The 25,721-nt window shown below is 56.0% G+C and carries 28 protein-coding genes; 24 read left to right on the top strand and 4 right to left on the bottom strand.

Going from position 1 to position 25,721, the window contains the following annotated elements; all coding sequences use genetic code 11:
- Positions 1-14 precede the first annotated feature (14 nt).
- The 7 genes from ACFSOY_RS15825 to ACFSOY_RS15795 all read left to right on the top strand — a co-directional run bounded on the left by ACFSOY_RS15825 (position 15) and on the right by ACFSOY_RS15795 (position 6,755).
- Positions 15-1,697 carry a DAK2 domain-containing protein gene (locus ACFSOY_RS15825; RefSeq protein ID WP_386048224.1) on the top strand — a complete coding sequence of 561 codons (1,683 nt, stop codon included), beginning with the start codon at positions 15-17 and terminating at the stop codon, positions 1,695-1,697.
- A gap of 82 nt (positions 1,698-1,779) precedes the next feature.
- Entirely contained in the window at positions 1,780-2,451 is a 672-nt protein-coding gene (sdaAB, locus tag ACFSOY_RS15820; protein WP_386048222.1) for an L-serine ammonia-lyase, iron-sulfur-dependent subunit beta, read from the top strand.
- Between the two features lie 12 nt (positions 2,452-2,463).
- A complete protein-coding gene (gene sdaAA, locus ACFSOY_RS15815) occupies positions 2,464-3,354 on the top strand; it encodes an L-serine ammonia-lyase, iron-sulfur-dependent, subunit alpha (RefSeq protein WP_386048220.1) in 891 nt (296 codons plus the stop codon).
- Positions 3,351-5,408, top strand: a complete 2,058-nt coding sequence (gene recG, locus ACFSOY_RS15810; RefSeq protein ID WP_386048218.1) for an ATP-dependent DNA helicase RecG — start codon at positions 3,351-3,353, stop codon at positions 5,406-5,408. Before sdaAA ends, recG begins: the two co-directional genes overlap by 4 nt.
- 66 nt (positions 5,409-5,474) lie before the next feature.
- Positions 5,475-5,663 (top strand): small, acid-soluble spore protein, alpha/beta type, encoded by a 189-nt coding sequence (locus ACFSOY_RS15805; protein WP_386048216.1) that lies wholly within the window; start codon positions 5,475-5,477, stop codon positions 5,661-5,663.
- A 171-nt stretch (positions 5,664-5,834) separates the two neighbouring features.
- Complete coding sequence (locus tag ACFSOY_RS15800) at positions 5,835-6,023, top strand: Spo0E family sporulation regulatory protein-aspartic acid phosphatase (protein ID WP_386048214.1); 189 nt, start codon at positions 5,835-5,837, stop codon at positions 6,021-6,023.
- A gap of 36 nt (positions 6,024-6,059) precedes the next feature.
- Positions 6,060-6,755, top strand: a complete 696-nt coding sequence (locus ACFSOY_RS15795; protein WP_386048212.1) for an S-layer homology domain-containing protein — start codon at positions 6,060-6,062, stop codon at positions 6,753-6,755.
- Positions 6,756-6,775: 20 nt separating this feature from the next.
- Here ACFSOY_RS15795 and ACFSOY_RS15790 read toward each other — a convergent pair whose 3' ends face one another.
- A complete protein-coding gene (locus tag ACFSOY_RS15790) occupies positions 6,776-6,898 on the bottom strand; it encodes a hypothetical protein (protein WP_386048210.1) in 123 nt (40 codons plus the stop codon).
- A gap of 26 nt (positions 6,899-6,924) precedes the next feature.
- Positions 6,925-7,209: a hypothetical protein gene (locus tag ACFSOY_RS15785; RefSeq protein WP_386048208.1), complete on the bottom strand. Its 285-nt coding sequence runs from the start codon at positions 7,207-7,209 to the stop codon at positions 6,925-6,927.
- Positions 7,210-7,531: 322 nt separating this feature from the next.
- Between ACFSOY_RS15785 and rsmD the strand changes: the two genes are divergently transcribed.
- Genes rsmD through ACFSOY_RS15765 form a run of 4 tightly spaced genes read left to right on the top strand, consistent with a single transcriptional unit; the run spans position 7,532 to position 10,527 of the window.
- Positions 7,532-8,122, top strand: a complete 591-nt coding sequence (gene rsmD, locus ACFSOY_RS15780; RefSeq protein WP_386048206.1) for a 16S rRNA (guanine(966)-N(2))-methyltransferase RsmD — start codon at positions 7,532-7,534, stop codon at positions 8,120-8,122.
- Complete coding sequence (gene coaD, locus ACFSOY_RS15775) at positions 8,119-8,607, top strand: pantetheine-phosphate adenylyltransferase (RefSeq protein WP_386048204.1); 489 nt, start codon at positions 8,119-8,121, stop codon at positions 8,605-8,607. Before rsmD ends, coaD begins: the two co-directional genes overlap by 4 nt.
- Before the next feature lie 53 nt (positions 8,608-8,660).
- Positions 8,661-9,473: a patatin-like phospholipase family protein gene (locus tag ACFSOY_RS15770; RefSeq protein ID WP_386048202.1), complete on the top strand. Its 813-nt coding sequence runs from the start codon at positions 8,661-8,663 to the stop codon at positions 9,471-9,473.
- The gene (locus ACFSOY_RS15765) at positions 9,457-10,527 is read left to right on the top strand and encodes a SepM family pheromone-processing serine protease (protein ID WP_386048200.1); all 1,071 of its coding nucleotides are present in this window, start codon (positions 9,457-9,459) and stop codon (positions 10,525-10,527) included. The genes ACFSOY_RS15770 and ACFSOY_RS15765 overlap by 17 nt, the downstream gene beginning before the upstream one ends.
- A 24-nt stretch (positions 10,528-10,551) precedes the next feature.
- On the opposite strand, the gene ACFSOY_RS15760 is transcribed toward ACFSOY_RS15765, so the two are convergent.
- On the bottom strand, positions 10,552-11,805 hold the full coding sequence (locus ACFSOY_RS15760; protein ID WP_386048199.1) for a nucleotidyltransferase: 1,254 nt from the start codon (positions 11,803-11,805) through the stop codon (positions 10,552-10,554).
- Between the two features lie 208 nt (positions 11,806-12,013).
- Here ACFSOY_RS15760 and ACFSOY_RS15755 point away from each other — a divergent pair, with 208 nt between their 5' ends.
- From ACFSOY_RS15755 to rnc, 10 genes are all read left to right on the top strand, one after another.
- Complete coding sequence (locus ACFSOY_RS15755; RefSeq protein ID WP_386048197.1) at positions 12,014-12,445, top strand: YceD family protein; 432 nt, start codon at positions 12,014-12,016, stop codon at positions 12,443-12,445.
- A gap of 35 nt (positions 12,446-12,480) precedes the next feature.
- Entirely contained in the window at positions 12,481-12,657 is a 177-nt protein-coding gene (gene rpmF, locus ACFSOY_RS15750; protein ID WP_087457762.1) for a 50S ribosomal protein L32, read from the top strand.
- A 166-nt stretch (positions 12,658-12,823) separates the two neighbouring features.
- On the top strand, positions 12,824-13,375 hold the full coding sequence (gene fapR / locus ACFSOY_RS15745; RefSeq protein WP_386048194.1) for a transcription factor FapR: 552 nt from the start codon (positions 12,824-12,826) through the stop codon (positions 13,373-13,375).
- A gap of 30 nt (positions 13,376-13,405) precedes the next feature.
- Entirely contained in the window at positions 13,406-14,410 is a 1,005-nt protein-coding gene (gene plsX, locus ACFSOY_RS15740) for a phosphate acyltransferase PlsX (RefSeq protein WP_386048192.1), read from the top strand.
- On the top strand, positions 14,407-15,393 hold the full coding sequence (locus ACFSOY_RS15735) for a beta-ketoacyl-ACP synthase III (RefSeq protein WP_386048190.1): 987 nt from the start codon (positions 14,407-14,409) through the stop codon (positions 15,391-15,393). The genes plsX and ACFSOY_RS15735 overlap by 4 nt, the downstream gene beginning before the upstream one ends.
- Positions 15,394-15,422: 29 nt before the next feature.
- Positions 15,423-16,376 carry an ACP S-malonyltransferase gene (gene fabD, locus ACFSOY_RS15730; RefSeq protein WP_386048187.1) on the top strand — a complete coding sequence of 318 codons (954 nt, stop codon included), beginning with the start codon at positions 15,423-15,425 and terminating at the stop codon, positions 16,374-16,376.
- A complete protein-coding gene (gene fabG, locus ACFSOY_RS15725) occupies positions 16,370-17,110 on the top strand; it encodes a 3-oxoacyl-[acyl-carrier-protein] reductase (RefSeq protein WP_386048185.1) in 741 nt (246 codons plus the stop codon). Before fabD ends, fabG begins: the two co-directional genes overlap by 7 nt.
- A 33-nt stretch (positions 17,111-17,143) precedes the next feature.
- On the top strand, positions 17,144-17,380 hold the full coding sequence (gene acpP / locus ACFSOY_RS15720) for an acyl carrier protein (protein WP_386048183.1): 237 nt from the start codon (positions 17,144-17,146) through the stop codon (positions 17,378-17,380).
- Between the two features lie 98 nt (positions 17,381-17,478).
- Positions 17,479-18,720, top strand: coding sequence for a beta-ketoacyl-ACP synthase II (fabF, locus tag ACFSOY_RS15715; protein ID WP_386048182.1), 1,242 nt, complete (start codon positions 17,479-17,481; stop codon positions 18,718-18,720).
- 75 nt (positions 18,721-18,795) lie between these two features.
- Positions 18,796-19,488, top strand: coding sequence for a ribonuclease III (gene rnc, locus ACFSOY_RS15710; protein WP_386048180.1), 693 nt, complete (start codon positions 18,796-18,798; stop codon positions 19,486-19,488).
- Positions 19,489-19,557: 69 nt separating this feature from the next.
- Here rnc and ACFSOY_RS15705 read toward each other — a convergent pair whose 3' ends face one another.
- On the bottom strand, positions 19,558-20,280 hold the full coding sequence (locus tag ACFSOY_RS15705) for a type II toxin-antitoxin system PemK/MazF family toxin (protein WP_386048178.1): 723 nt from the start codon (positions 20,278-20,280) through the stop codon (positions 19,558-19,560).
- A 443-nt stretch (positions 20,281-20,723) separates the two neighbouring features.
- On the opposite strand from ACFSOY_RS15705, the gene smc reads away from it, so the two are divergent.
- From smc to ACFSOY_RS15690, 3 genes are all read left to right on the top strand, one after another.
- Positions 20,724-24,302, top strand: coding sequence for a chromosome segregation protein SMC (smc, locus tag ACFSOY_RS15700; protein WP_386048176.1), 3,579 nt, complete (start codon positions 20,724-20,726; stop codon positions 24,300-24,302).
- A 27-nt stretch (positions 24,303-24,329) separates the two neighbouring features.
- Positions 24,330-25,265: a signal recognition particle-docking protein FtsY gene (gene ftsY / locus ACFSOY_RS15695; protein ID WP_386048174.1), complete on the top strand. Its 936-nt coding sequence runs from the start codon at positions 24,330-24,332 to the stop codon at positions 25,263-25,265.
- Between the two features lie 91 nt (positions 25,266-25,356).
- Positions 25,357-25,689, top strand: a complete 333-nt coding sequence (locus tag ACFSOY_RS15690; RefSeq protein ID WP_386048172.1) for a putative DNA-binding protein — start codon at positions 25,357-25,359, stop codon at positions 25,687-25,689.
- Positions 25,690-25,721 lie beyond the last annotated feature (32 nt).

Here is a 25,721-nt window from a genome sequence, read left to right as displayed (position 1 = left end):
AGGTTTCCATCTTCATGAGTCAGGTCTTAAACGGTGCTTTGTTCGTGCAAATGGTTTTGCAAGGTCATGCGAGCCTCGAACAAAACATGGACCGGGTCAATGCTCTGAATGTATTTCCGGTTCCTGATGGCGACACGGGAACGAACATGAACCTGTCGATGACGTCAGGTGTCAATGAGTTGAAACGATACATAGATCAGCCGCTCTACCGCATCGCGGAAGCGGTTTCAACAGGGCTTTTGATGGGAGCGCGCGGCAACTCGGGCGTGATCTTGTCACAGCTGTTCCGCGGCTTCGCAAAAGGAGTTGCGAAAAAGGCGGAAGTGGATCCGAAGGAATTTGCGGATGCATTTCAAAACGGGGTGACCACCGCCTACTCCGCTGTGGTCAAGCCTGTGGAAGGCACGATCCTCACCGTGTCCAAAGATGCGGCACAAGCTGCGCAAAACGCGGCCAAAGATCGCAACGCGACGATCCAGTCGGTCATGGAAGCGGTGTTGTACGAAGCGGAGCGCTCGCTGGAGCGCACGCCAGACCTGCTGCCGGTCCTGCGGCAAGCGGGCGTCGTCGACTCGGGTGGACAAGGCTTGCTCTACATCTACCACGGTTGGCTGGCTGCGATCAAAGGTGAGAGCGTCTCGGTCGGCACTGCTCCTGCGGGCGGCATGACGGCAAAAGTTTTGACTCCGGCTGCTGCACACGGAGATGGTGAGAGCGAATATGGATATTGTACAGAGTTTATCATTCGCCTGCCGCTTGCGAGCGAAGATGAGAAAGCGACCGAGGTGAAAGTGCGCGATGCGCTGATCCCACTCGGCGATTCGCTGCTCGTCGTGGCGGCGGACGACATCGTAAAGGTGCACATCCACGCATTGAAGCCGGGTCGAGTTCTCGACCAAGCGCAGGAGTTTGGCGAGCTGACGCGGATCAAGATCGACAACATGACCGAGCAGCATCATGACCTGAAGCTGATGGACGCGGGGACCGTGGCGGAGGCGACAGACGACCTGCAAGCGGATCTTCCGACCAGCGCGCAGAAGAAGCCGTACGCGATCGTCACCGTGACCGTAGGCGAAGGGCTGACCGAAGTGTTCCGCTCGCTCGGAGCAGAAGGAATCATCGAAGGTGGACAGACGATGAACCCGAGCACGGAAGACATCGTCAACTCGGTGAAAGCGCTTCATGCGGAGCACGTGTTCATCCTGCCGAACAACTCGAATATCATCATGGCGGCAGAGCAGGCGAAAACGGTGCTCGGCGACGCGGTGACCGTCATTCCGACCAAGACGATTCCGCAGGGAATTGCGGCGGCGATCTCGTTTGATGCCGGCCTCGACCTTGAGGGGAATGTCGAGAACATGCGCGTAGGGATTTCGCGCGTGAAATCGGGTCAGATCACCCAAGCGGTTCGCGACTCGAACTTCCAGGACCTCGAAATCAAAGAGGGTGATTTCATGGGCATGCAGGAAGGGAAAGTTGTCACGCTTGGAAAAGAATTGGATTTGACTGCAATCTCGTTGCTTGAGAAAATGATAGAGGACGAGAGCGAAGTGGTCACGATCTTCTTCGGTGAAGGTGTGACGAGCGAACAGGCGGCACAACTGCTTGCGGACGCTCAAAATCAGTTTGACCACTGCGAATTCGAATTGCACTATGGCGGGCAACCGCTGTATTCCTACATTTTCTCTGTAGAGTGATAGATCGCATCAGCCCAGAAAGAATCCGTCCTGTCGTACATTTTCGGCAGGGCGTTTTTATCGGGCAGGGAGGAGAGTCGATATGTCTTCTTTTCGCCATTCGTTTGACATCATCGGACCGGTGATGATCGGGCCGTCCAGCTCGCACACCGCAGGTGCTGCGCGCCTCGGCCGGAGCGCTCGTTCGATCTGTGGCGCACAGCCGGAGCGGGCTGAGATCATGCTGTTCGGCTCTTTTGCAAAAACGTACAAAGGACATGGTACAGATGTTGCGCTGGTGGCCGGATTGCTCGATTTTGAAACGCACGATTCGCGGATTCCCCGCTCGCTAAAGATCGCAGAAGAGGTGGGGATGGAAGTGCTGTTTCGGATGGGCAAGCCGAATCCAGACCTGCATCCGAACACGGTGCGCATCCGCTTGACGCAAGGGGAGCGTGCTTTCGAACTGATGGGATGCTCGATCGGCGGCGGCGCGATCGAAATCTTAGAGATCAACCAGTTCAAAGTAAAGATCACCGCCGCCTATCCGACGCTCGTGATTCCACACGTGGATCAGTTTGGTGTCGTCGCGGCGGTCACGGCGATTCTGTCCAAATACCAATTGAACATCTCGGCGATGGAAGTGGCGCGGCGCGGCCGCGGCCGTGAAGCCCTGATGGTGATCGGGATGGACGAACGGCCGTCTCAAGAGGCAGTACAAGAGATCGTAGCTTTGGAAGCGGTGCATGATGTCTCGATCATCACCCCTTCCTAGGAGGAATGCATCGTGAGATTTAACAACTTAGCAGAACTTATCGAGCTGGCAGAAAAGGAAAGCAAGCCGATCTATGAGATCATGATCGAAGAGCATGTGCGCGAGACGGGCGAAACGCGGGAGAAGGTCGTCGCGCAGATGACAGAATCGTTTGACGTGATGATGGCGTCTGTGCAGCGCGGGCTGAAGGAGGACATCAAGTCGTTCTCCGGGCTTACGGGCGGCGATGCGAAGCGCGTCTACGAATATGCGCAACAGGGCAAGACATTGCTCGGCAAACAGGCGACCGAAGCGGTGGCGATGGCGCTCTCCACGTCGGAGGTCAACGCGGCGATGGGGCTGGTGGTCGCGACGCCGACAGCAGGCTCCTGCGGCATCCTGCCGGGCGTTCTGTCCTCTTTGAGCGGATCGTTGGGGCTGGAAAAAGAGCAGTTGGTGCTCGGCATGTTCACCGCAGCAGCGGTCGGATATGTGGTTGCGAACAACGCTTCGATCTCTGGAGCGGGCGGGGGCTGTCAGGCGGAAGTCGGGTCGGCGACCGCGATGGCGGCCGCCGCTGCGGTGGAGCTTGCGGGAGGATCTCCTGCGCAGGCGATCCAAGCGGCCGGCTTGGCGCTGAAAAATGTGCTCGGCCTCGTCTGCGATCCGGTCGCCGGTCTTGTCGAAGTCCCTTGCATCATTCGAAATGGGTTTGGTTCGGTGTTGGCGCTGGCCGGCGCTGACATGGCGCTGGCGGGTGTGCGCAGCGTGATTCCTCCAGATGAGGTGATCATGGCGATGTACAACATCGGCAAAGTGATGCCGGTCGAGCTTCGTGAGACGGCGATGGGCGGTCTGGCCGACACGCCGACCGCTCGCAAGATCGAGCAGCAGATCTATGGAAATGAGTTGAACGAAGCGTGACCTTGGGGACCACTCCGGTCAGCGTCTTGCCAGGTGTAGGCCCCCAGCGACTTCGGACGCTGGGGCTTCTTGGCATTTCCACCCTCCTCGATCTGATCACCTACTACCCATTTCGATATGAGGATCGAAATGCACAGCCTGGCCGAGAGCTGGTGCATGGAAGTCGTGTCACCGTTCGCGTCACGGTGGATGGTGCTGCGGGCGTCAAGTACAGAGGGCGTCGCGCCTCGACGACGATCGCGCCTGTGGTGACCGAAGATTATCGCCGTCTGCACGCCGTTTGGTTCAATCAGCCCTATGTGAAAGATCAACTGAAGCCAGGGCGCAAGGTGACGATCACCGGCAAGTACGATGCGAACCGCCGCTCGATCACGGTGGCGACGCATGATTTTGTCGTAGCGGGGGAGACGGTGCACAGCGATCGCATCGTTCCAGTCTACAACGTGAAGGCTGACATCACGCCCAAGCTCTTGCGCAACCTGATCGCCCAGAGCGTGAAGACATACGGAGGGGAGATCCCCGAACTGATCCCGCTGCAGCTGCGTCAAAAGTATCGCTTGATCGACCGCTTAGAGGCGATTCGCGAGATCCATTTCCCCCATACGAGCGACACGCTGCATCAGGCGCGACGCCGATTGATCTTCGAGGAGTTTTTCCTGTTTCAGCTGAAGCTCCAAGCTTTTCGCTGGGTCCATCGCCACGAACAGCCCGGTGTGGCGCACGATGTCACAGAGGAGGCGTTGGCACAGTTTGCGGAAACGCTGCCCTTTGCGATGACAGGCGCCCAGCGTCGGGTTGCTCAGGAGATCGTGCAGGATATGCGCGGCAAAACGCCGATGAACCGCTTGGTGCAGGGGGATGTCGGCTCAGGGAAGACGGTGCTCGCCTTTTTAGCCGCCTATATCGCGTTTCTGTCCGGTCATCAAGGTGCGATTCTCGTGCCGACCGAGATCTTGGCAGAACAGCACTTTCGAGCGGCTGCTGAACTGCTCGAACCGCTCGGAGTGAAGTGTGCGCTGCTCGTCGGCTCGCAAAAGGACAAGGAGCGCAAGGAAGTCTTGGCCGAGATCGAAGCGGGAGCAGCGAATGTGATCATCGGGACGCATGCGCTGCTCGAAGAAGGGGTGCGCTTTCATTCGCTATCTGTGGTCATCACCGACGAGCAACACCGCTTCGGTGTCGAACAGCGCTCGATCTTTCGGCAGAAAGGGCATGCGCCCGATGTTCTCTTCATGTCGGCGACCCCGATTCCGCGGACGCTCGCCATGTCGATCTTCGGCGATCTCGACGTGTCGTTGGTCGATGAGTTGCCGGCTGGACGCAAGCCGATTCAGACTTTTTGGATCACGCCTGACAAAGAGGAGCGCTCGCTGCGCTTTGTTCGCAGCGAGCTGGCAAAAGGAAGGCAAGCATATGTCGTCTGCCCGCTGGTGGAAGAATCGGAAAAGATCGAAGGGGTCGTCAACGCCACCGATCTCTATGAGATGCTAAAGGATTGGTTTGCCGGATTTCAGGTCGGTCTGATGCACGGCAAGTTGCGGCCAACCGAAAAAGAAGATGTGATGCGGCGCTTTGTCGACAACGAGATTCAGGTGCTCGTCTCGACAACTGTCATCGAGGTCGGCGTAAATGTGCCCAACACGACGGTGATGATGGTGTACAACGCGGAGCGATTTGGCCTCGCCCAGCTGCATCAGCTGCGCGGGCGTGTCGGTCGGGGGGAACATGCTTCCACCTGCATCCTGATGTCCAAGCCGGATACTGAAGCGGGCGAAGAGCGGATGAAGGCGATGGTGGCGACGCAAAACGGCTTCGTGCTGGCGGAGAAAGATCTCGAATTGCGCGGCCCAGGCGAATTTTTTGGCGTTCGACAAAGCGGGATTCCCGATTTTAAGATTGGCGATCTGCTGCATGATGCAAAAATTATGCAGGTGGCGCGCGATGAAGTGCAGAGCTGTATTCGCTCTCCCGAATTTTGGACGCTGCCGAACTACTCGCAACTGGTCGAGTATCTCAAACAGGAGAAAGTGTTGCTTGAGCGGGCGGGAGATTGACCGAATAGGATCGACCGCTTGCGCTCAACCTAAGCGGAGATCAACAATGCGAAGGGGATGGCAGCGGTGAGCAAAAAGAGACCGACCTGTGTGCGCGGCACAGCAGAAGCGATGCAGCGCTTTCGCTATGAGATTGCCAAGGAGATCGGAATTGGCACTTCTCCTTATGAAAAGTCTCCCAAGCTGCTAAAAGATCAGGTGATCACCGATGCGGTGTCCAAACGAATGATCGATTTGGCGGAGCGGCAGATGTGAAAATGACGATCCTACTCAGGATCGTCATTTTTACCACTTTAGACCCTTACCGAAAATGGAAATATGATTTATATTGTACTTATGGAAAATATTGTGGACGGTAGCAAGAAATCCACGCGAGCGACGTACACTAGTGGAAAACAGCCATCAGAAGGGTAAGGGTGTTTGGTGATGAACTGTATCTCAGGGCAGATCGAGACACTTCGGCAAAAACTGAACGAAACGGTCGACAGTTACCGAGGTGATTTTTTGCACCCGAATGTGCTGCGCGTCAGTCAGGAACTGGATATGCTGATCGTGAAGATGCAACACTTGAAGCGAAAAAGTGGAGAGTCTGAGTCCAGACATGCCAACCTGTAACCCTTTTCATTTGTGATGAGAAGCGGAGGTGGACTTGTGGCAACACCGATCATGGGCACTGCGCAGGTTTCGGCATACCAGATGCGCCAATTTTTGCGAAATGTCAATCCGGATGCACCAGACTACTCCTCGCTCTATCTCGACATCGGAGCAAAGTATGGCGTGCGAGGGGATCTCGCGTTCGCCCAGTCGATCCATGAGACTGGGTATTGGCAGTTTACGGGGACGGTGCGACCCTATCAAAACAATTTCGCGGGCCTCGGGGCTGTGCGCTCCGATGTCCAAGGCGCGACCTTTGCGACACCTGCGCTCGGCATTGAAGCGCAGATTCAGCATCTCTACGGCTATGCCACGCAAATGCCTTTGCCCGCTGGGGCGAAAGTGGTCGATCCGAGATTTGGGATCTTGGAGCAGGCAGGCTTGCGCGGCGTTGCACCGACGTGGGAGCAACTGAACGGAAAGTGGGCGGTCCCAGGCACTGCGTACGGACAGCAGATCGTCAGCTTGTGGCAGGGGATGGCGCAACTGCCAGCGACCCCGCCTGCTCAGGAACCGGATGGCAGCTTTCTCGACCTGAAAGATGTGCTGTGGGCAGAGCCGTTTATCAGACAGGCGGCAGAGCTCGGGCTGATTCATGGCTATGAGGATGGCACCTATCGGCCGGCCAATCCGCTAACCCGTGCGGAGCTTGCGGCGATCCTTACCAACTTGAAAGAAAAGCTGAGGGAATAGCCCTCAGCTTTTTTGTCGTATCATCTCTTATGGTCATCTTTTGGTGGCATCAAGATCATGATGAAAAATTGGAACAGAATGATTCCAACGAAGATCAGCGAAGCGAGGATCGCCACGAGTGCTGGGGATAACGTAAACTCCATCCTGCTCACCTCCATCGTCTGTGCGCTCAGATCTGGCTGATTTCATTGAGCGCTTCTTGCACGAGCGAGCCTAAGTTCAGCTGTTCTTGGGAAAGCGGCGGGGCGTTTCCGTGGTGGATCACATCTCCGATCGTTTGCAGTTCTGTTTCCAGCGCTCGAAGCGATTGCTGAAGACGAATCCCAAGGTGTTGCAACTCTGGCGGACCTTGAAGCAATCCTTTCGAGAGAACTTCAAGTTCACCGCAAGCGATCTCAAGCCGGTGCACCGACTGCTGAATGCATCTCAACCGCATCAGTTCGGTCGACATCATGAGGATCACTCCTTCAAAACCTAGTATGCGTGCCGAGCGAGCCAAGAATGTCTGGAAAAAAGAAAAACCCGCGTCCGGGTATACGCGGGTTTTCGCTCGCCGTTCTCACGACAAGCACTGGGAGAGGAGAAACCGGAGGAAGAGCTTATGGGGAAACCTAAGTCTTCTCCGCGGTTGCCTGCAACAGCTCTCGCCGTTGCTAGTCGATATGATTGCCATTCTTCTCCTGCTTTATACATCGGCGATCATTTTTTGTGAACGGGTGGGGTTGGCTCAGGAGTGGTCTTTTATGGTAAAGTAAGGACTAAGGAGTGAAGTCACCATGCGCGTTATCTCAGGCGACTACAAAGGAAGACGCTTAAAAGCGGTTCCAGGTACGAACACCAGACCCACGACAGATAAGGTCAAAGAATCGATGTTTAACATCATCGGCCCCTATTTTGACGGGGGGTGGGCGCTCGACCTGTTTGCCGGCACCGGCGGCCTTGGAATCGAGGCTTTGTCTCGCGGTATAGAGCGAGCGGTCTTTCTCGATACTGACTACAAGGCGATCGCGACCGTCCGCGAAAATGTGGGCGCCCTTCAGTTGGAAAAGCGGTCGGAGATTTACAAAAACGATGCTCGTCGAGCGCTGGATGCGCTTGCGGCGCGCGAAATTCAATTTGAACTGGTCTTTCTCGATCCACCGTATAAATTGACTCATCTGTACGAAGAGATCATCGAAAAGATGGATGCGCTCCATCTGTTAAACGATGGTGCACTGATCGTCGCAGAACATGATGCCGACTTGGAGCTTGCGGAGAATTTTGGTCGGATCGAACGATTTCGGTATGCGAAGTACGGAGAGATCGCCATCAGCTTTTATGCGGTGGAGCAGACAACGGAGAAGACAGGAATGGGGACGAACGAATGAGTGGAATCGCAATCTATCCGGGCTCTTTTGACCCGATTACCTTAGGGCATCTGGACATCGCAGAGCGCGGTGCGAAAGTGTTCGAAAAAGTGATCATCGTGGTGATGGTCAACCCACACAAAAACCCGCTCTTTACGATCGAAGAGCGCAAAGAGCTGATTCGTCAGGCGGTCCGACACTTGCCGAACGTCGAGGTGGACAGCTACACCGGGTTGCAGGTCGACTATGCGCGCGAAAAGAGTTCGAAAGTGATCATCAAAGGGCTGAGAGCTGTCTCCGACTTTGAGAGCGAGCTGCAGATGGCATCGCTCAATCGCCATATGTATGAAGATGCGGAGACGCTGTTTATTCCCACCAATCACAAATATTCCTATCTGAGCTCATCGATCGTCAAAGAGATCGCACGCCACGGTGGGCCGTTTTCCGATCTGGTACCAGCAGACGTGGAGATCGCGATGCGCGAAAAATATAAAAATCTGAGCTAGTCGGATACATAGCAGCAACCAAATGAGGCGGAAGGCACGGGGAGGGGAGCCTGGTGCGGCGTAGACCACGAATCGGATTGGCGCTAGGAGCTGGCGGAGCGCGCGGCTTTGCCCATATCGGCGTGTTGCAAGTGCTGGAGGAGATCGGCGTGCCGATCGACATGATCGCCGGAAGCAGCATGGGCTCACTGATTGGCGCCTTTTACTGCACGGGGATGGAAACTCGCTATATGGAGACGTTGGCGATCAACTTGAAGCGCCGGCATTGGATCGATTTTTCGGTCGTGCCGAAGATGGGCTTTGTCAACGGGGCGAGAATCATGGAGATGGTGCGCTTCTTGACCAAGGATCAAAACATTGAAGACTTGCCCATTCCGTTCGCCGTCGTGGCGACCGATGTGCAGAAGGGGGAGCGGGTCGTCTACCGCGAGGGGGCGGTGCACCAAGCGGTGCGCGGCTCGATCTCCATTCCTGGCATCTTCATGCCGCATCGCTACCAAGGGCGAATGCTGATCGATGGAGGAGTGGTCGATCGCGTGCCGATCAACGTGGTTCGCGAGATGGGCGCAGACCTTGTCATCGCGGTCGATGTCGGCCTTTATGACCGAGAGACGGAAGTGAAGAGCATCTTCGATGTGATCTTTCAGTCGATCGAAATTATGGAGCGGGAGATCTTGCGCACGCGCATCCTCAACGCGGATGTGATCGTGCGACCTGATGTGGGGCACATCTCCTCGACAGCGTTTACCAACATTGAGGAGGCGATCGCATGCGGTCGTCAAGCGGCGGAGCGAGTTGCCGAACTGATTCTGAAGACGATTGCAGAATGGCAGGAAGGGGAGTGTGCTGATGGGATCGAAGCGTGAGGACAGCGCTCGTTTTTTTGGCAAGCGAAACATCCGTGGTGCGGTGATCACCGTTTTGCTCGCCCTCTCCTTTTTCATTCCGACGCCTTACTACCTCTACCAGCCGGGCAGCGCGGAAGAGCTCGCTCCGATGGTGACGGTCGAAGGCGGGGATAAAGCGGAAAAAGGCGCGCTGATGCTGACCACCGTGTCTTCGCTGAAAGCGAGCAACTACTATTATCTCGCCTATGGGTACTTCGCGCCGCACACGGAGATCAAGCGTGAGAACGAAGTGCGCGGCGATCTGAGCGAAGAGGAGTATTCTCGACTGCTTGCGCACATGATGAAAAGCTCGCAGCACAACGCGATCGTAGCGGGACTGCGCGCGGCAGAGCAATCGGTGCAGGTGCGAAACGTCGGCGTGTTTCTGAGCGATTTTGTGGAAGGATCGAAAGCGAAAGGCATTTTGCAGGTCGGGGATATTCTGCACGCTGTCGACGGGAAGAAGCTGGTGCAGGTACAGGAGCTTTCTGAATACATCGCTCAGAAAAAGCCGGGAGAAAAGGTCGAGGTCAGCTTCACCCGCGATGGCAAGGAGCTAAAAGAAAAGGTCGAGTTGGTCGAGTTTATCGTCAAGACGACCGCGGGGGATGTCAGGCGCACGGGGCTGGCCGTGCATCTTGAGAACGAGACGGAGATCGACCCAGCTCGCAACGTGAAGATCAACGCGGACGATATTGGCGGACCATCGGCTGGACTGATGTTCTCTTTGGAAATCTTCAACCAGATCGTGGCGGAAGACATCACGAAAGGGTACCGCATCGCAGGTACTGGGACGATCACGATGGACGGAGAGGTCGGTCAGATCGGCGGCATCCGGCACAAGGTGGTCGCAGCGAGCGACGAAGGGGCGGAGATCTTTTTTGCTCCGAAAGATATCAAACAAGAGTATGACACCAATGCGCAGGAAGCGGCAGATGAGGTGGAGAAGCTCGGCCTGCCATTGAAGGTCGTGCCTGTCGCTACCTTGCAAGAAGCGATCGACTATCTGAAGAAATTAGATGTGAAATCGTGACGACAGAGCGCCGAAAAAAACGTCTCACCGCTCGATGCGGGAGACGTTTTTACTTGCTTTTTCAATGAGGACGGGCAGTGTGATGTCCCAACTCTCCGCGCCAGGCTGCCAGACAGGATAGCCTTGTGAGTAGATGCGCGTCGCTCGCAGATCGAGTTCGAGCATCTTTGGTTTTTCCTTGTGCAACTTGGTCAGAATAGGAACGCTGGACTGAGCGGAAGCTTGTCGTAAGAGCTCTTGACCTCGCTCTGTAAACCCGAGCACTCTGATGTAGCTCGGCCCAGCTGCCAGATGCAGCTCAGACTGCTCCTGCCGAGTCAGACCGAGCAGGATCGAAGTGAGCGCCCGTTGGATCTTCGTCCAGGTGAATCGTTTTGTCTTGGTCTGTTCGATCAGGTCATGCACCGTGTTGGCCTGCATGGCGGCTCGCAGCAGGCGGTGTTCCAGTCCCTCGTCGACGCCGACAAACTCGGCGAGCGATGAGGGGGTGGCGCGGTGCAGCAGTGTAAACAGCGCCTGGCGGTAGTTTTCCCACGCGATCGGGCCGCGGCCTGCTTGCCACTCCGCTTGCAAGATGGAGAAGGAGCTTCTGGGCAACAGGTGTTCCGCTGTGTCGATCCCCGTTTCAAAGGTGGCTTTGCGTATCGCCGTCGCCGAGGCGATCGACGGGTGGGTCACCGTCTCTTGGTGGTAGCCAGACGCGATGCGAGTGATCGTCGCCGGCCGAATCTTGCTGTTCAGTTTTTTCAGCGCAGCCAGATATTCGAGTCCGAGCATGTTGTTTGGCTGCTGAGCAAGGTGAGAGTCGATCGACTCGTCTTGAGCGGCATAGCGGGCGAGCGCATCAGATGCGGCGCGGGGATAGGAATGCCCCTTTTTCAATTCCTCCCGCAACAGCGCTTTGAACTGCGGAGGTTCTGCGACCAAGATGTCGCTCAAAGCGGTGAGCGAGCGGATATCACCGCTTTCGCTGCCGAAGCAGATCGAGTCGACGATGCTGAGCGCATCGAGCACGGCGACAGATCCAAAGGCGAACAGCGAGGCGCTCTGCGCAGAATAGGCGACAGGCAGCTCCAGTACCAGATCGACACCCTGTTGCAACGCCATCTTGGCGCGGGCCCACTTGTTGACGATCGCAGGCTCACCACGTTGCAGAAAGTGGCCGCTCATCACGGCGACGATCGCATCTGCGCCTGTCGAACGCCTCGCTTGTTCGACATGATAGAGATGTCCGTTGTGCATCGGGTTGTACTCGACGATCACTCCGGTGACTCTCATAGGAACACCTCCGAGATAGCCGTATTTTTGGTCATTATAACAAGCATGAACTTTATTGACAATTTGCCAATCACTAGATATAATGAACTCTGTTGCTTACGAGGTGATATCGTTGAAACTGAGTTGGCGTGAATTGCGAGAGCGATCCGAAGGCGTTACATTGCAAGAAACGGTTGAACTGCCGAACCTCGTCAAAGAGAATCGTCAATTGATCAAGCTTGAACCTGTCCATGTCAATCTGCATGGCACAGAAGCATCTGGCGTCGGACTTTTGCAGGGTAGCCTGCAAGGGAAGGCGGTATATCGCTGTTCACGCTGTTTGACCGATTTTTCCGAGGAATTGCATGTACCATTTGACGAGCATTTCATGCAAGTGACGGAGGACAAGCTTTCTGCAGCGGAAGGTACTGATTACGATGACGATCGCAATGTGATCGTTGGAGAACAGATCGATCTTGTACCTTATCTCGAGCAGGCGATCAATCTCGCCTTGCCGTATCGTCCACTTTGCAATCAGGATTGCGCTGGATTGTGTCCGCAGTGCGGCGTCAACCTCAATGAGGCGAGCTGTTCCTGTCAGACAGAACGAATCGATCCTCGGTTGGCAGATCTAGCTAAATTTTTTGAAAAAGACTCTTAAGCTTTCTTTTTTCTCTGTTAAGGAGGTGGATCCAAATGGCAGTACCGCAAAGACGTACTTCTAAGACCCGCAAGCGCATGCGTCGCACCCACTTCAAGATCTCGGTTCCGGGTATGGTGGAATGCCCGCAATGCCATGAGATGAAGCTGGCTCATCGCATCTGCAAAAACTGCGGCTCCTACAAAGGCCGTACCGTTGTAGAAGCTGAATAATTTGCCCATAAAGGCAAGTGCCCAGATCTGGCACTTGCTTTTTTCGTTTTCGCGAAAAAAATGAGTTGTGGAAGCCAGCCTTTTTTTATATACTTCTAATAGCACTAGGTACTAAGAGCGACTAAACATGAAAGCGACTCGATTGCGAAAGGAGGATTCGAGGAAGATGGCAGCGCGAAACAAGAAACAAAGACAACAGGAATTGACAGCACTGATCGACTCGGAGCCTTTCTTGACCGATGAAGAGTTGGCAGATCGTTTTGAGGTGAGCGTCCAGACGATTCGTCTCGACAGGCTTGCGCTCGGCATCCCTGAGCTTCGCGAGCGCATCAAAGCGGTAGCAGAGCAGAACTATACAGAAGTGCGCTCCTTGGAGAGCAGCGAAGTGATCGGAGAGCTGATCGATCTCGACTTGAACAAGTTGGCGATCTCGATCTTGGAGATCGGTCCGGAGCATGTGTTCTCCCGCACGAAGATCGCGCGTGGACATCATCTGTTCGCACAGGCGAATTCACTGGCGGTCGGGATCATCGATGCGGAGACCGTCTTGACCGGTACGGCCGAAGTTCGCTACAAGCGACCGGTCAAACTGGGGGAGCGGCTCGTCTGCAAAGCGGTGGTCAAAGAGTTTCGCGGCGAGCGGGCACATGTGGATGTGACGACGAAAGTGCGAGATGATCTTGTGTTTGAAGGGCAGTTTGTCGTCTTTACAATGTAGGTAACTGCAGACGAGAAACGGGGGAGACCGATGAGAATTGCGATAGATGCGATGGGAGGCGACAATGCGCCACAGGCGATCGTCGAAGGAACGCTCGATGCGGCCCGCGCCTATTCGGATGTCACGCTGATCTTGGTCGGCGATGAAGCGCAGATCAAAAAATATGTGGGCGCAAACCCACCTCCCAATATTGAATTCGTACATACTACAGAAGTGATCGAAGCAGAAGATGAGCCGGTGAAAGCGGTGCGGCGCAAGAAGGATTCCTCGATGGTGGTGGCAGCTCGCATGGTCAAAGCAGGCCAGGCGGATGGCATGGTATCGGCAGGCAACACCGGCGCGTTGATGACCGCTGGGCTGTTGCTGGTCGGTCGAATCAAGGGGATCGAGCGCCCTGCACTCGCTTCGATCTGGCCGACGATGACCGGAGGCAGCATGTTGACGCTCGATGTGGGGGCGAACATGGATGCGGAGGCCAACCATCTTTATCAGTACGCGTTGATGGCCAATGCGTACGCGCAGATCGTGCTGGAGCGAGAAAAGCCGCGCATCGGCCTGCTCAACATCGGCGCGGAGCCAGGCAAAGGCGACAAGCTGCGCAAAGAGGCGTACCCGTTGCTGGAAGCAGGCCCGTTCCACTTTGTGGGCAACATCGAGGCGCGTGAGACGCTTAACGGAAAGTGCGACGTTCTTGTCGCCGATGGATTCACTGGCAACAACATGTTGAAGCTGATCGAAGGGTTTGGCCTCGGCATCTTTGGCGAGTTGAAAAAGGTGTTTCTGAAGAACGCCTTGACGAAGCTGGCTGCGGCTGTACTAAAGCCTGGACTCGCTGCGTTCAAAAATAAATTCGATTATGCAGAATATGGCGGTGCGCCTTTGCTGGGCATCGATGGCGCTGTGATCAAAGCGCACGGTTCGTCAAATGCAAGAGCGTTTCGCATGGCGATCCATCAGGCGAGAGCATTCCTCAAAGGGGATGTGCTTGGCAAGATACGCACCGATTTATCGGGAGAAGGAGAAGAGACATCATGAGCAATCTTCCTGTCGGCATCTTAGGCACAGGGTCAGCAGTTCCCGAAAACGTGGTCACCAACGATGATATGGCCAAGCGAGTCGATACGAATGACGAGTGGATTCGCACTCGTACTGGGATTCGCGAGCGACGCTTTGTCGATGATCAAACCGCATCTTCCGATCTGGCAGTGCGGGCAGCAGAGCGCGCGATGGAAGCGGCAGGCGTGACTGCCGATCAGATCGATCTGGTCATCTGCGCGACCGTAACCCCAGATATGATGTTTCCGGCGACCGCCTGCTTAGTGCAGGATCGGATTGGGGCGAAGGGGGCGGCTGCGTTCGACCTGTCTGCAGGGTGCAGCGGCTTTTTGTACGGTCTGTCTTGCGCGGTGCCGATGATCCAGGGTGGCTTGTACAAGCACGTGCTGGTCATCGGTGTTGAGACGCTGTCGAAAATCATGGACTTTGAAGACCGTAGCACCTGTGTGCTGTTCGGAGATGGCGCAGGCGCTGTCGTGCTCGGCCCGACCGCAGAAGGACGCGGTTTCCTGTCCTTCGAACTCGGTGCTGACGGCTCGGGTGGCAACCTGTTGAAACAGGAGGCGGGCGGCTCGCGCAATCCGGCGACGCAGGAGACGGTGCTTGCGCGCAAGCATTTCATCTCAATGGCTGGCAACGAAGTGTTTAAGTTTGCTGTGCGAATCTTGGGCACCGCTTCCGAATCTGCGCTGAAGAAGGCAGGCTTGGGCAAAGAGGATATCGACTATCTGATTCCGCATCAAGCGAACATCCGCATCATCGAATCTGCGATCAAACGGCTCGACCTGGCGGAGGAAAAGGTGTACATCAACCTCGATAAGTATGGCAACATGTCATCCGCTTCGATTCCGGTCGCCCTCGATGAAGCGGTTCGCGCTGGCAAGATCAAGGAGAATGACACGCTTGTACTCGTTGGCTTTGGCGCAGGGCTCACATGGGGCGCCACCGTCTTGCGCTGGTAGAACTGCATGCACGAAAGGAGCACGACATCATGAAAAAACTCGCATTTTTGTTCCCGGGTCAAGGAGCTCAATCTGTCGGCATGGGAAAAGAGATGGCAGAACAATACCCGCAGGCAGCAGAAGTGTTCAAGCGGGCAGACGCTGCGCTTGGCTTCTCGCTGTCGGACATCATCTGGAACGGTCCGGAGGATGAGCTGCGGTTAACCTATTACACACAGCCGGCGATCTTGACGACGAGCATCGCCTTGTTGGAAGTGCTGAAGGTGGAAGGAATCAAGCCGTCCGCTGTGGCAGGTCACTCGCTCGGTGAATATTCGGCGCTGGTAAGCGCTGGTGCGATGACATTTGAAGATGCTGTGCGCGTGGTGCACGCCCGAGGCAAGTTTATGGACGAAGCGGTGCCTGCCGGACTGGGTGCGATGAGCGCCGTCATGGGTGCCGATCGTGAACTGATCCTGAAGATCTGCCAAGAAGTGTCTCAGTCGCACGGTCCGGTCGAGCTGGCCAACGTCAACTCCCCAGGACAGGTAGTGATCTCTGGCAAGGCGGAAGCGGTGGCAGAAGCTGGACGCGTGTTGAAAGAGAACAAAGGGAAGGTCACCCCGCTCGTCGTCAGCGGTCCGTTCCACTCCTCGCTGATGCAGCCTGCTGCAGATCAGTTGGCAGCGGTGCTTCAAGGGATCGCGATCCAAGATGCGCAGGTTCCTGTCATCGCCAATGTCACCGCCAAGCCGGTGCAGACGGGTGCCGAAATACGCGACAGCCTGACCCGACAAGTGTCTTCCTCTGTGCTGTGGGAAGATAGCATCTTGACGATGAAGAACGATCTGGGCATCGAGACGTTTGTTGAGATCGGCCCAGGCAAAGTGCTGTTTAACTTGCTCAAGCGCATCGACAAGACGGTACAGGGCTATCTGATCAACAGCCCGGAGACGTATGCAGCGACTGTGGCTGCGCTAAAGGGGGAAACTACCACATGTTAAGCGGAAAAGTGGCGCTGGTGACCGGTGGATCGCGTGGAATCGGCCGTGCGATCTGTCTGGAGCTTGCGAAACAAGGCGCAAAAATCGTCGTCAACTATGCAGGAAGTCAAGGGGCGGCTGAAGAAACGGTAAACGGAATCAAAGCGCTCGGCGGGGACGCGATCGCCGTTCAAGGCGACGTGGCGTCGTATGAAGATGCGGAGAAGATGGTGGCGGCGACCGTGGAAGCGTTCGGTCGCATCGACATTCTGGTCAACAACGCAGGCATCACCCGCGACAACCTGTTGATGCGGATGAAAGAGGAAGACTGGGATGCGGTGATCAACACGAACTTAAAAGGCGTGTTCAACTGCACGAAGGCAGTATCCCGCCCGATGATGAAGCAGCGTTCGGGCCGCATCATCAACATCACCTCTGTCGTCGGACAGATCGGCAATCCCGGCCAGGCGAACTACGTGTCGGCAAAAGCGGGCGTGATCGGTCTGACCAAATCGAATGCGAAGGAGCTCGCCTCCCGCAACATCACCGTCAACGCGATCGCCCCAGGCTACATCGAGACGGAGATGACAGACAAACTAGGTGATGAGATCAAGACGAAGCTGTTTGAGGCGATTCCGCTCGGCAGAATGGGACAGCCTGAAGATATTGCAAACTTGGTCGCATTTTTGGGATCAGACAAGGCCGCCTATATCACCGGGCAAATTATGAATGTGGATGGCGGCATGGTCATGTAGCATGGTAGTATACTTTGAGAGGAGGTGAGCAGCATGTCCACAGATATCTTTGCACGCGTAACTAACATCATCGTCGAACGTCTGGGCGTTGAAGAAGGTCAAGTTAAACTTGAATCCTCTTTCAAAGAAGACCTTGGTGCCGACTCTCTCGATGTTGTTGAGTTGGTGATGGAACTCGAGGATGAGTTCGATATGGAAATCTCTGATGAAGACGCAGAGAAGATCAACACCGTAGGTGACGTTGTGACCTACATCACTTCGAATAAGTAAGGAATCTTTACTGGAGTGGGGAAGTCCCGCGACGCCTCGTGCACCGGGACTTCTTTTCTCTTTGACTGCTAACTCTAAAAAAGAGAAGGTGAATCTGCGTGAACAGACGTGTCGTGATCACCGGCATGGGAGTTATCACCCCAGTTGGGAATGACGTGGATACTTTCTGGAACAACTTGATCGCAGGAAAATCGGGAATCCGGACTATCGACCGTTTTGACACCACCGGTTTCGCCACCACGATTGCCGGTCAGGTCGACTTCAATCCGGAAGACTTTATCGATAAAAAGGAAGCGCGCCGCATGGACCGCTTCGTGCAATATGCGGTCGTTGCTGCTCGTCAGGCGATGCAGCAGGCAGGATTGCAGATCACGCCAGAAAATGCGGAGCGCATCGGCGTTTACATAGGCTCTGGAATCGGAGGTTTGGAAACGCTTTGCGACCAACACTCCGCACTGGTGGAGAAAGGTCCGCGCCGCGTCTCTCCGTTCTTCGTACCGATGATGATCGGCGATATGGCATCCGGTCAGGTCTCGATCTTCCTGGGAGCCAAAGGGCCGAACTCCTCGCCGATCTCCGCATGTGCCACCGGCACGAATGCGATCGGCGATGCGTTTAAGATCATCGAGCGCGGTGCTGCCGATGTGATGGTGTCCGGCGGTACGGAGGCGGCTGTGTTGCCGCTGACCGTGGCGGGCTTCAACTCGGCAAAAGCGCTTGCGACCAGCTTCAACGACACGCCGGAGAAGGCGAGCCGTCCGTTCGATAAGGATCGCGATGGTTTTGTGCTCGGCGAAGGTGCTGGCGTGGTGGTGCTTGAGGAGTTGGAGCACGCCAAGAAGCGCGGTGCGACGATCTTGGCTGAGATCGTTGGCTATGGCATGAGCGGTGATGCGTATCACATCACGGCGCCTGCTCCAGAAGGCGAAGGGGCGGCGCGTGCGATGAGAGAGGCGATCCGCGACGCGGAGATCGAACCGAGCGCGATCGGCTACATCAACGCGCACGGCACATCGACATCGCTCAACGATTCGTTTGAGACGATGGCGGTCAAAAACGCATTTGGTGAGCACGCCTACAAGCTGGCGATGTCCTCCACCAAGTCGATGACCGGTCACCTGCTGGGCGCAGCGGGCGCGATCGAAGCGGTAGCATGCGTGCGAGCGCTGACCGATGGCATCTTGCCTCCGACGATCAACCTCGATCAGCCGGGAGATGACTGTGATCTCGATTATGTGCCGAACGAAGCGCGCAAAGCGGATGTGGAATACGTCATGTCCAACTCGCTTGGCTTCGGCGGGCATAATGCGTCGATCATCTTAAAAAGATATAGAGACTAAGAAGGCAATGTCCCCTGGCAGCATGCTCAACTGGCTGCCAGGGTATCTCCTTTTCTACGGGCAGGTGAACATGTGATGGGTGGTTCCTTCGACCAATTGCTCCAAAACTTAGACCTACAGTTCCAGAACAAAAGGCTGCTCAAACAGTCTTTCACCCACGCGTCCTATCGCAACGAACATCGCACAGAAGGTGGGCAGGATAACGAGCGGCTTGAATTTCTTGGCGATGCTGTCCTCGAACTCTTGGTCAGCGAATATCTGTTTCTCAAATACCCAAAGCTCCCAGAAGGCGAGCTGACGCGCCTGCGCGCAGCGATCGTCTGTGAACCGTCCTTGGTGCGGTTTGCCACGCGGCTCGAATTTGATCGCTACATTCGACTCGGGCGCGGAGAGGAAATCTCTGGCGGCAGAAAGCGACCTGCGTTGCTCGCAGACGTGTTTGAAGCTTTTGTCGGGGCGTACTATCTCGATCAAGGTCTTCAGGCGGTGAAAGATTTTCTGCACAGGTATGTGTTTCCCGAACTTCAAAGCGTCGGCACTCCGCTGTTGCAAGACTACAAGACGGCTTTGCAGGAGTATGTGCAACGCGAAGGGCTCGGACAGCTGTCCTATCAGATTCTCGAAGAGCGCGGTCCTGCGCACAACCGGGAATTTGTGGCGATGGCGATGCTCGATCAAAAGTCGATGGGCGAAGGGGTCGGGCGATCGAAGAAAGAGGCGGAGCAGCGAGCAGCACAGATGACGATGCTGATGCTCGGGAAAATCTGAGCAAGGCTTCCTGTAGTGATCAGGTTGGTGACGAGAGGCTGAAAGAGACTTGGTCGCTGGAGGAAGCTTTTAGGGATGGGTATCGAACGAGTGGGGAGCTGTGCGCACCCGCTCGCGAAGGTTGTGAAGTTCTAGTTGTAGCGATTCGTTCTCAGAGGAGAGCTGTGCGATCTGGCAGCGAGAGCGGTGCAGATCACGGTAAAGACCTGGCGCGAAATGGCGGGCGATCAGCTCGTCGACTGCGGTCAGGTCTTTCTTGTCGAGAACGATCGGCTCCAGCCGTTCCAGCTCTTCAGGGCTGAGGTGGCGATCATGCTGGCTTTTGGAGAAAAAGTATCCGAGGATGCGGCGCTTGTCGATCACTTTGACCGCGTCGAGTTGGAGGGTGGAAGGGCTGTCGAACGGGTAATGGAGCGGGAGGTCGTAGTGGAGGGCGATCGGGTCGCCATATTTCTTGGAGGTCATCGGGGCGACGAACGCCCAGTTGCGTCCTTCGCAGAGGATCAGGCAGGGGTGGCGATAGGACGTTTCCGAGCCGATGTTGAATGCGCCGAGGTCGGCGTAGACGATGCGACCCCGCTTGTAGCGCGTATGATTTTCGGCATAGTGCGATCGCTCCAACCAAAATTCGCTCCACAGCACCAAGGGGATGCTGCGCCGCAGCGGGGAGTCGATCAGATAGAGGAGCAGTTTGCCGATCGCTTTCATCATTTCGGGAAACAGACCTTGCTGACGAGCAGAATTCTCTGGATGGGAACGGTAAAACTCCAACAGCATTTTTTTGTTGATCATCGCGGGGACTCCTTACGTGGATTGTAGTGGGGGAAATGCGAGGGGAAGATGAAGACAATTTTCCACAATGGCGTTTAAGAAGTCAAGAGCCATTTGAAAAAAAGATGCCGCTTCTGACAGCGAAGCGGCGAAAGAAAAGGTGGGAGGGAATATAGATTTTGCAATCGGTCGGGAGTTACACGACAGATTGCAAAGAGCTTGCGCGGTATTTTTCGTACTGGACATCGTCTGGGTGTAAGGAGATCAGTTTGATCATTTTTTCGATCAGCTGTTTCACGGCGCTTGCGCCTCCTTATCGGTTGTTAATCTTTACAAGGCAATCATAACCGATCATTTTGAAGCTGGTGTGAACGGCGGGTGAAGTTTCACCACTCGCCCGCAAACAAAAAGTATATGATAAAATAGACAGGTTGAATGTCGACCAGCTTGGAGGGGGAAATGGGTTGTATCTGAAGCGGATAGAAGCGATCGGATTCAAATCGTTTGCCGATCGCACCGAACTTGAATTTGTTCCCGGCGTGACCGCAGTCGTCGGCCCCAACGGGAGCGGCAAATCGAACGTGTCCGATGCGATCCGCTGGGTGCTCGGCGAACAGAGCGCCAAGAGCTTGCGCGGAGCGAAGATGGAGGATGTCATCTTTGCCGGTTCGGACACTCGCAAGCCGGTCAACTATTGTGAAGTGTCGCTTACGCTCGACAACAGTCAGCACGAGCTGGATCTGGCTTTTCAAGAGGTGGTGATCACCCGGCGGGTCTATCGCTCGGGTGAATCTGAATATATGATCAACAAGCAGTCCTGCCGGCTCAAAGATATCACCGAACTGTTTATGGATACCGGGCTTGGCAAGGAGGCTTATTCGGTGATCGGTCAAGGCCGCATCGATGAGATTTTGTCCAACAAGTCGGAAGATCGGCGGATGATCTTTGAAGAGGCGGCAGGGATTGTCAAATACAAAACTCGGAAAAAAGAAGCGGAGAAGAAGCTGGATGAGACGACAGCCAACCTGATTCGCATCGGCGATGTGATCGGCGAGCTGGAGGTACAGATCGGTCCGATCGCAGAACAGGCGGCGGTGGCCGTCAAAGCGAAAGAATATAAAAAGCAACTTGAGCGATATGAGGTCGCCCTGTACGTTCACGAGATCGAGGACCTGCACGGCAAGTGGTCGGCAGGCACCGCGGAGGGCAAGGCGCTCGCCGAGGAGCATCTCGACCGCTCTGTGCTGGTCAACAAGCAAGAGGCAGACTTTGAAAAGGTGCGCTTTGAGATCGGTCGGATCGAGCAGGAGTTTGATCTGGCGCAGGCCGCGCTGGTCGAAGTCGTGCAGGAGTTTGAGAAGGCGGAAGGTCGCCGCGAAGTCCTCCGCGAGCGCGAGCGCAACCTGTTGGTGACCAGCCAGGACATCGAGAGCGCGCTGAGCAAGCTGCGGCGGGAGCAGGACACCACGTTGGAGCTGCATCGGGTGGAAGCAGATAAAGCGTCAGGTCTCGCTGCCAAGATTCAGGTGTTGCGCCGCGAGCTGGAGGAGAAGCTCAACCTGGCCAAAGGGATTTTGGACAAGGTGGGCAGTGAGGACGAAGTGGAGCGCCTGAAGAGCGAATTGATCGAAAAGCTCAATGACAGCGCTTCGAAGCGAAATGAGTTGAAAAACTTACAGACGACGCTCGAAGCGCTCGACCGGCGCATCGCCCGCCAAGCGGAGGAGGAGGGGGAGCTGAAAGCGCGGCTTCAATCCTATCGGGCGACGCTTGCCGATGTGCAGAAGGAAAAGGGCGACGATGCGTCACAAGAAGCGCTCGCCGCGGAGCGACAGCAGGCGCTGAGAGCGAAGATCGAGCGGGAGGCGCAAGATCAGGAGAAGCGCTCCGCACTGCTGCGCTCGTGGCAGACTGAGCACGCCTCCGCCCGCTCGCGCTATGAGCTGATGCGGGATATGGAATCCCAGTATGGCGGCTATCAGGTCGGTGTGCGCAACGTGCTGCAAGCGGCGCAAAAGGGGCGGTTGAACGGAACGATCGGAGCGGTGGCCGAGCTGGTGCAAGTGCCGCAACAGCTGGAGCCTGCGATCGAGACGGCGCTCGGCGGTGCGATGCAGCACATCGTCGTCGCGGATGAGCGAGCGGGGCAGGAGGCGATCCGCTTTCTGAAGCAGTCGAGCGGCGGGCGGGCGACCTTCATGCCGCTCGATGTGATCAAGGGGCGCAGCTTGGGTCGCTCCGAGCGGATGGCGATCGAAGGCCACAGCGGCTATGTGGGCATCGCGTCTGAACTGGTTGCGACTGAGAACCGCTATCAGAACATCGTCGACAATCTGCTCGGTTCGGTCATCATCGCCAAGACGATCGCCGATGCGAACGCTTTAGCTCGCCTGCTGCAGTACCGCGTGCGCGTCGTCACGCTGGAGGGCGATGTGGTCAACCCCGGCGGCTCGATGAGCGGTGGCTCGATGCAGAAAAAGGGAACCTCTCTGCTCGGGCGCACCCGTGAGATCGAAGAGATGGAAGCGATGCTGCGTCAGCTGGAAAAAAAGATCGGCGATGCGGAGATTGTATTTCGACAAAAAGAGCAAGAATTGGAAGAGGCAAAAACGGAGCTGTCCGATCTGAACGGGAAGCTGGAAGCCTATCGAGAAAAGCTGTACAAGCAGGACTCGCAAATTCGCGAACTCCAGATCCAGCAGGCGGGAATCGAAGAGCGACTCGAACTGGTCGCGCTCGAACTTAGGCAGTATCGGGCGGAGGAAAAGGAGAGTCGGCTGAAGCAGGAGCAGGTGGGGGCAAGCCTGTCCAGCCTCGACGCGCAGGTTGCCGCCCTGCAGCAGACGATCGAAGAGAAGCAGGATGCGCGGAAAGCGCAGCAGCTCGCGATGAACGATGCGAACGAAGAGGTGACCGAGTTTAAAGTTCGCCTCGCCGCCATCGAGCAGGAACACCAAGGGGGGCTCGCCAACGTCGAGCGCTTGCTTGGACGCCTCGCTGAACTGGAGCGGGAGATCGGCGGCAAGGAACAGGAGCTTCAGGATGCGGCGCTTCGTTTGGAAGAGATCAGAAAAGAGCTGGGAGAAGCGCAGTTGTTGCTCACCGGCTTTGAGAGCGCGCACAAAGAAGCGGAGCAGAAGCTTGAACTGCTTCGCCAGACGAGGGCGCAGATGGCGGGCAAGGCAGGCCAACTGGAGCAGCAGTTGCGCGAGGCGCGCATCCTGCTCAAAGCGATCGAGCAGAAGGTGCACACAAACGAGGTAAAGGTCAATCGGCTGGACGTCGAGCTGAACAACGCGCTGACTAAGCTTGCGGAGGAGTACCGCCTGTCGTTCGAACTGGCGAAGGAACGCTATCCGCTACCAGCGGAGATCGAGCAGACCAGACTGCAGGTGCGCACGTTCCGGCGGGAAATCGAAGCGCTCGGCGATGTTAACTACGGTGCGATCGAAGAGCATGTGCGGATGCAGGATCGCCTGAGCTTTCTCAGCGAACAGCGCGACGATCTGGTCAAAGCGACCGAACAGCTCTATGAGATCATCGGGGAGATCAACGCGGAGATGTCGAAGCGTTTCCACGAGACGTTTGAGGCGATCCGCACGCATTTTGTCGATGTGTTTGCCGCACTCTTCGGCGGTGGACGAGCAGATCTCACCTTGACCGATCCGGAGCGTCCGCTGACGACCGGCATCGAGGTGTTGGCACAACCGCCGGGCAAAAAGTTGCAAAACCTCAATCTGCTCTCCGGCGGAGAGCGTGCGCTGACCGCTTTAGCGCTGCTGTTTGCGATTCTGCGCGTCAAGCCGGTGCCGTTTTGCGTGCTCGATGAGGTGGAGGCGGCGCTCGATGATGCAAACGTGGTGCGCTATGCGCAGTATCTGCGCGAGTTTTCCAAGCAGACGCAGTTTATCGTCATCACGCATCGCAAGGGAACGATGGAAGGCGCGGACGTCCTGTACGGGATCACGATGGAAGAGTCGGGCATCTCCAAGGTCGTCTCCGTTCGTCTGGTCGAAAATGAGATCGCGAGGTTTGGAACTTAGCGAGTTGAGAGAAGGAGATGTTCGGATATGGGTTTTTTTAGCAAATTCAAAGAAGGTCTTGCCAAAACGCGCGACGCGCTGATGGGCAAAGTCGAATCGCTGATCTCGTTCGGGCGAAAGATCGACGAGGAGTTTTACGAGGAGCTTGAAGAAGCGCTGATCATGGCGGACGTCGGTGTCAACACGGTGATGGACATCATGGATGAATTGCGCGTGGAGGTAAAAGCGCGCAAGCTGACAGACGCAGAAGAGCTGCGCCCCGTCCTCAAGAATATTTTGGTCGAGCTGATGGGCGAGCAAAACAACGAGTTGAACATCGCGCGAGAAGGTTTGACCGTCATCCTCTTCGTCGGGGTCAACGGCGTCGGCAAGACGACGACGATCGGCAAATTGGCGCATCATTATAAAAGCGAGGGCAAGAAGGTGGTGTTGGCTGCAGGCGACACCTTCCGAGCAGGAGCGATCGAGCAGTTGGAGGTCTGGGGGCAGCGAGCAGGCGTGGACGTGATCAAGCAACAGGCCGGTTCCGATCCGGCTGCCGTCATCTTCGACGGCATCCAGGCGGCGCGCTCCCGCAAAGCGGACGTGCTGCTCTGCGATACGGCAGGTCGTCTGCAGAACAAGGCCAACCTGATGGAAGAGCTGAACAAAGTCTATCGCGTGATCAAGCGCGAAGTGCCGGACGGTCCGCACGAGACGCTGCTGGTGCTCGACGCGACCACCGGGCAGAACGCGCTGCAGCAGGCCAAGCTGTTCGGCGAATCGACCGGGGTGACCGGGCTTGTGCTGACCAAGCTCGATGGCACGGCAAAAGGCGGCATCGTCATCGCGATCCGCAAGGCGCTTTCCATCCCGGTCAAACTGGTCGGTCTCGGCGAGAAGATCGACGATCTGCAGCCGTTTGAATCGAAAGATTTTATCGATGCGCTGTTCGCAAGCGGCGGGGAAAAGGCACAAGAGTAAGATTTTTTCTAAGAGAGTTGACAAGCGGTTGTCTTTTGAGTAATATATCGTCTGTAAAGGTTCTCGACTTGACAGGCTGGGGGTGGCTCGATTGTTAGAAAAGACTACCCAGATGAACCTGCTGTACGACTTTTACGGTGTTATGCTCACCGAGAAGCAACGGCAATTTGTCGAGCTGTACTACTTGGATGATCTTTCGCTTGCGGAGATAGCCGAGCAATTTGCGATCAGCCGTCAAGCGGTTCACGATAACTTAAAGCGCGCCGGCGCGCAGCTCCTCGAATATGAGGTCAAGCTGCGCCTTGTCGAGCGTTTTCTGCGCCGCAAGGAGATCGGACAGCAGGTTATGGAACTGCTCTCCGATGTGCCTGAGGAGAAGCTTGCCCAGCTCGCTTCGCTCCTCGATGAGCTGATCGAAGAATAACCGAAGCTCGACTTCGGGAAATAAGGAGGATG

The sequence above is a fragment of the Tumebacillus lipolyticus genome, from assembly GCF_042682745.1.
Classification (GTDB): Bacteria; Bacillota; Bacilli; order Tumebacillales; family Tumebacillaceae; genus Tumebacillus_A; species Tumebacillus_A lipolyticus.
The sequence above is the reverse complement of the archived record's forward strand: the minus strand, read 5'-3'. Positions and strand labels throughout refer to the sequence as shown.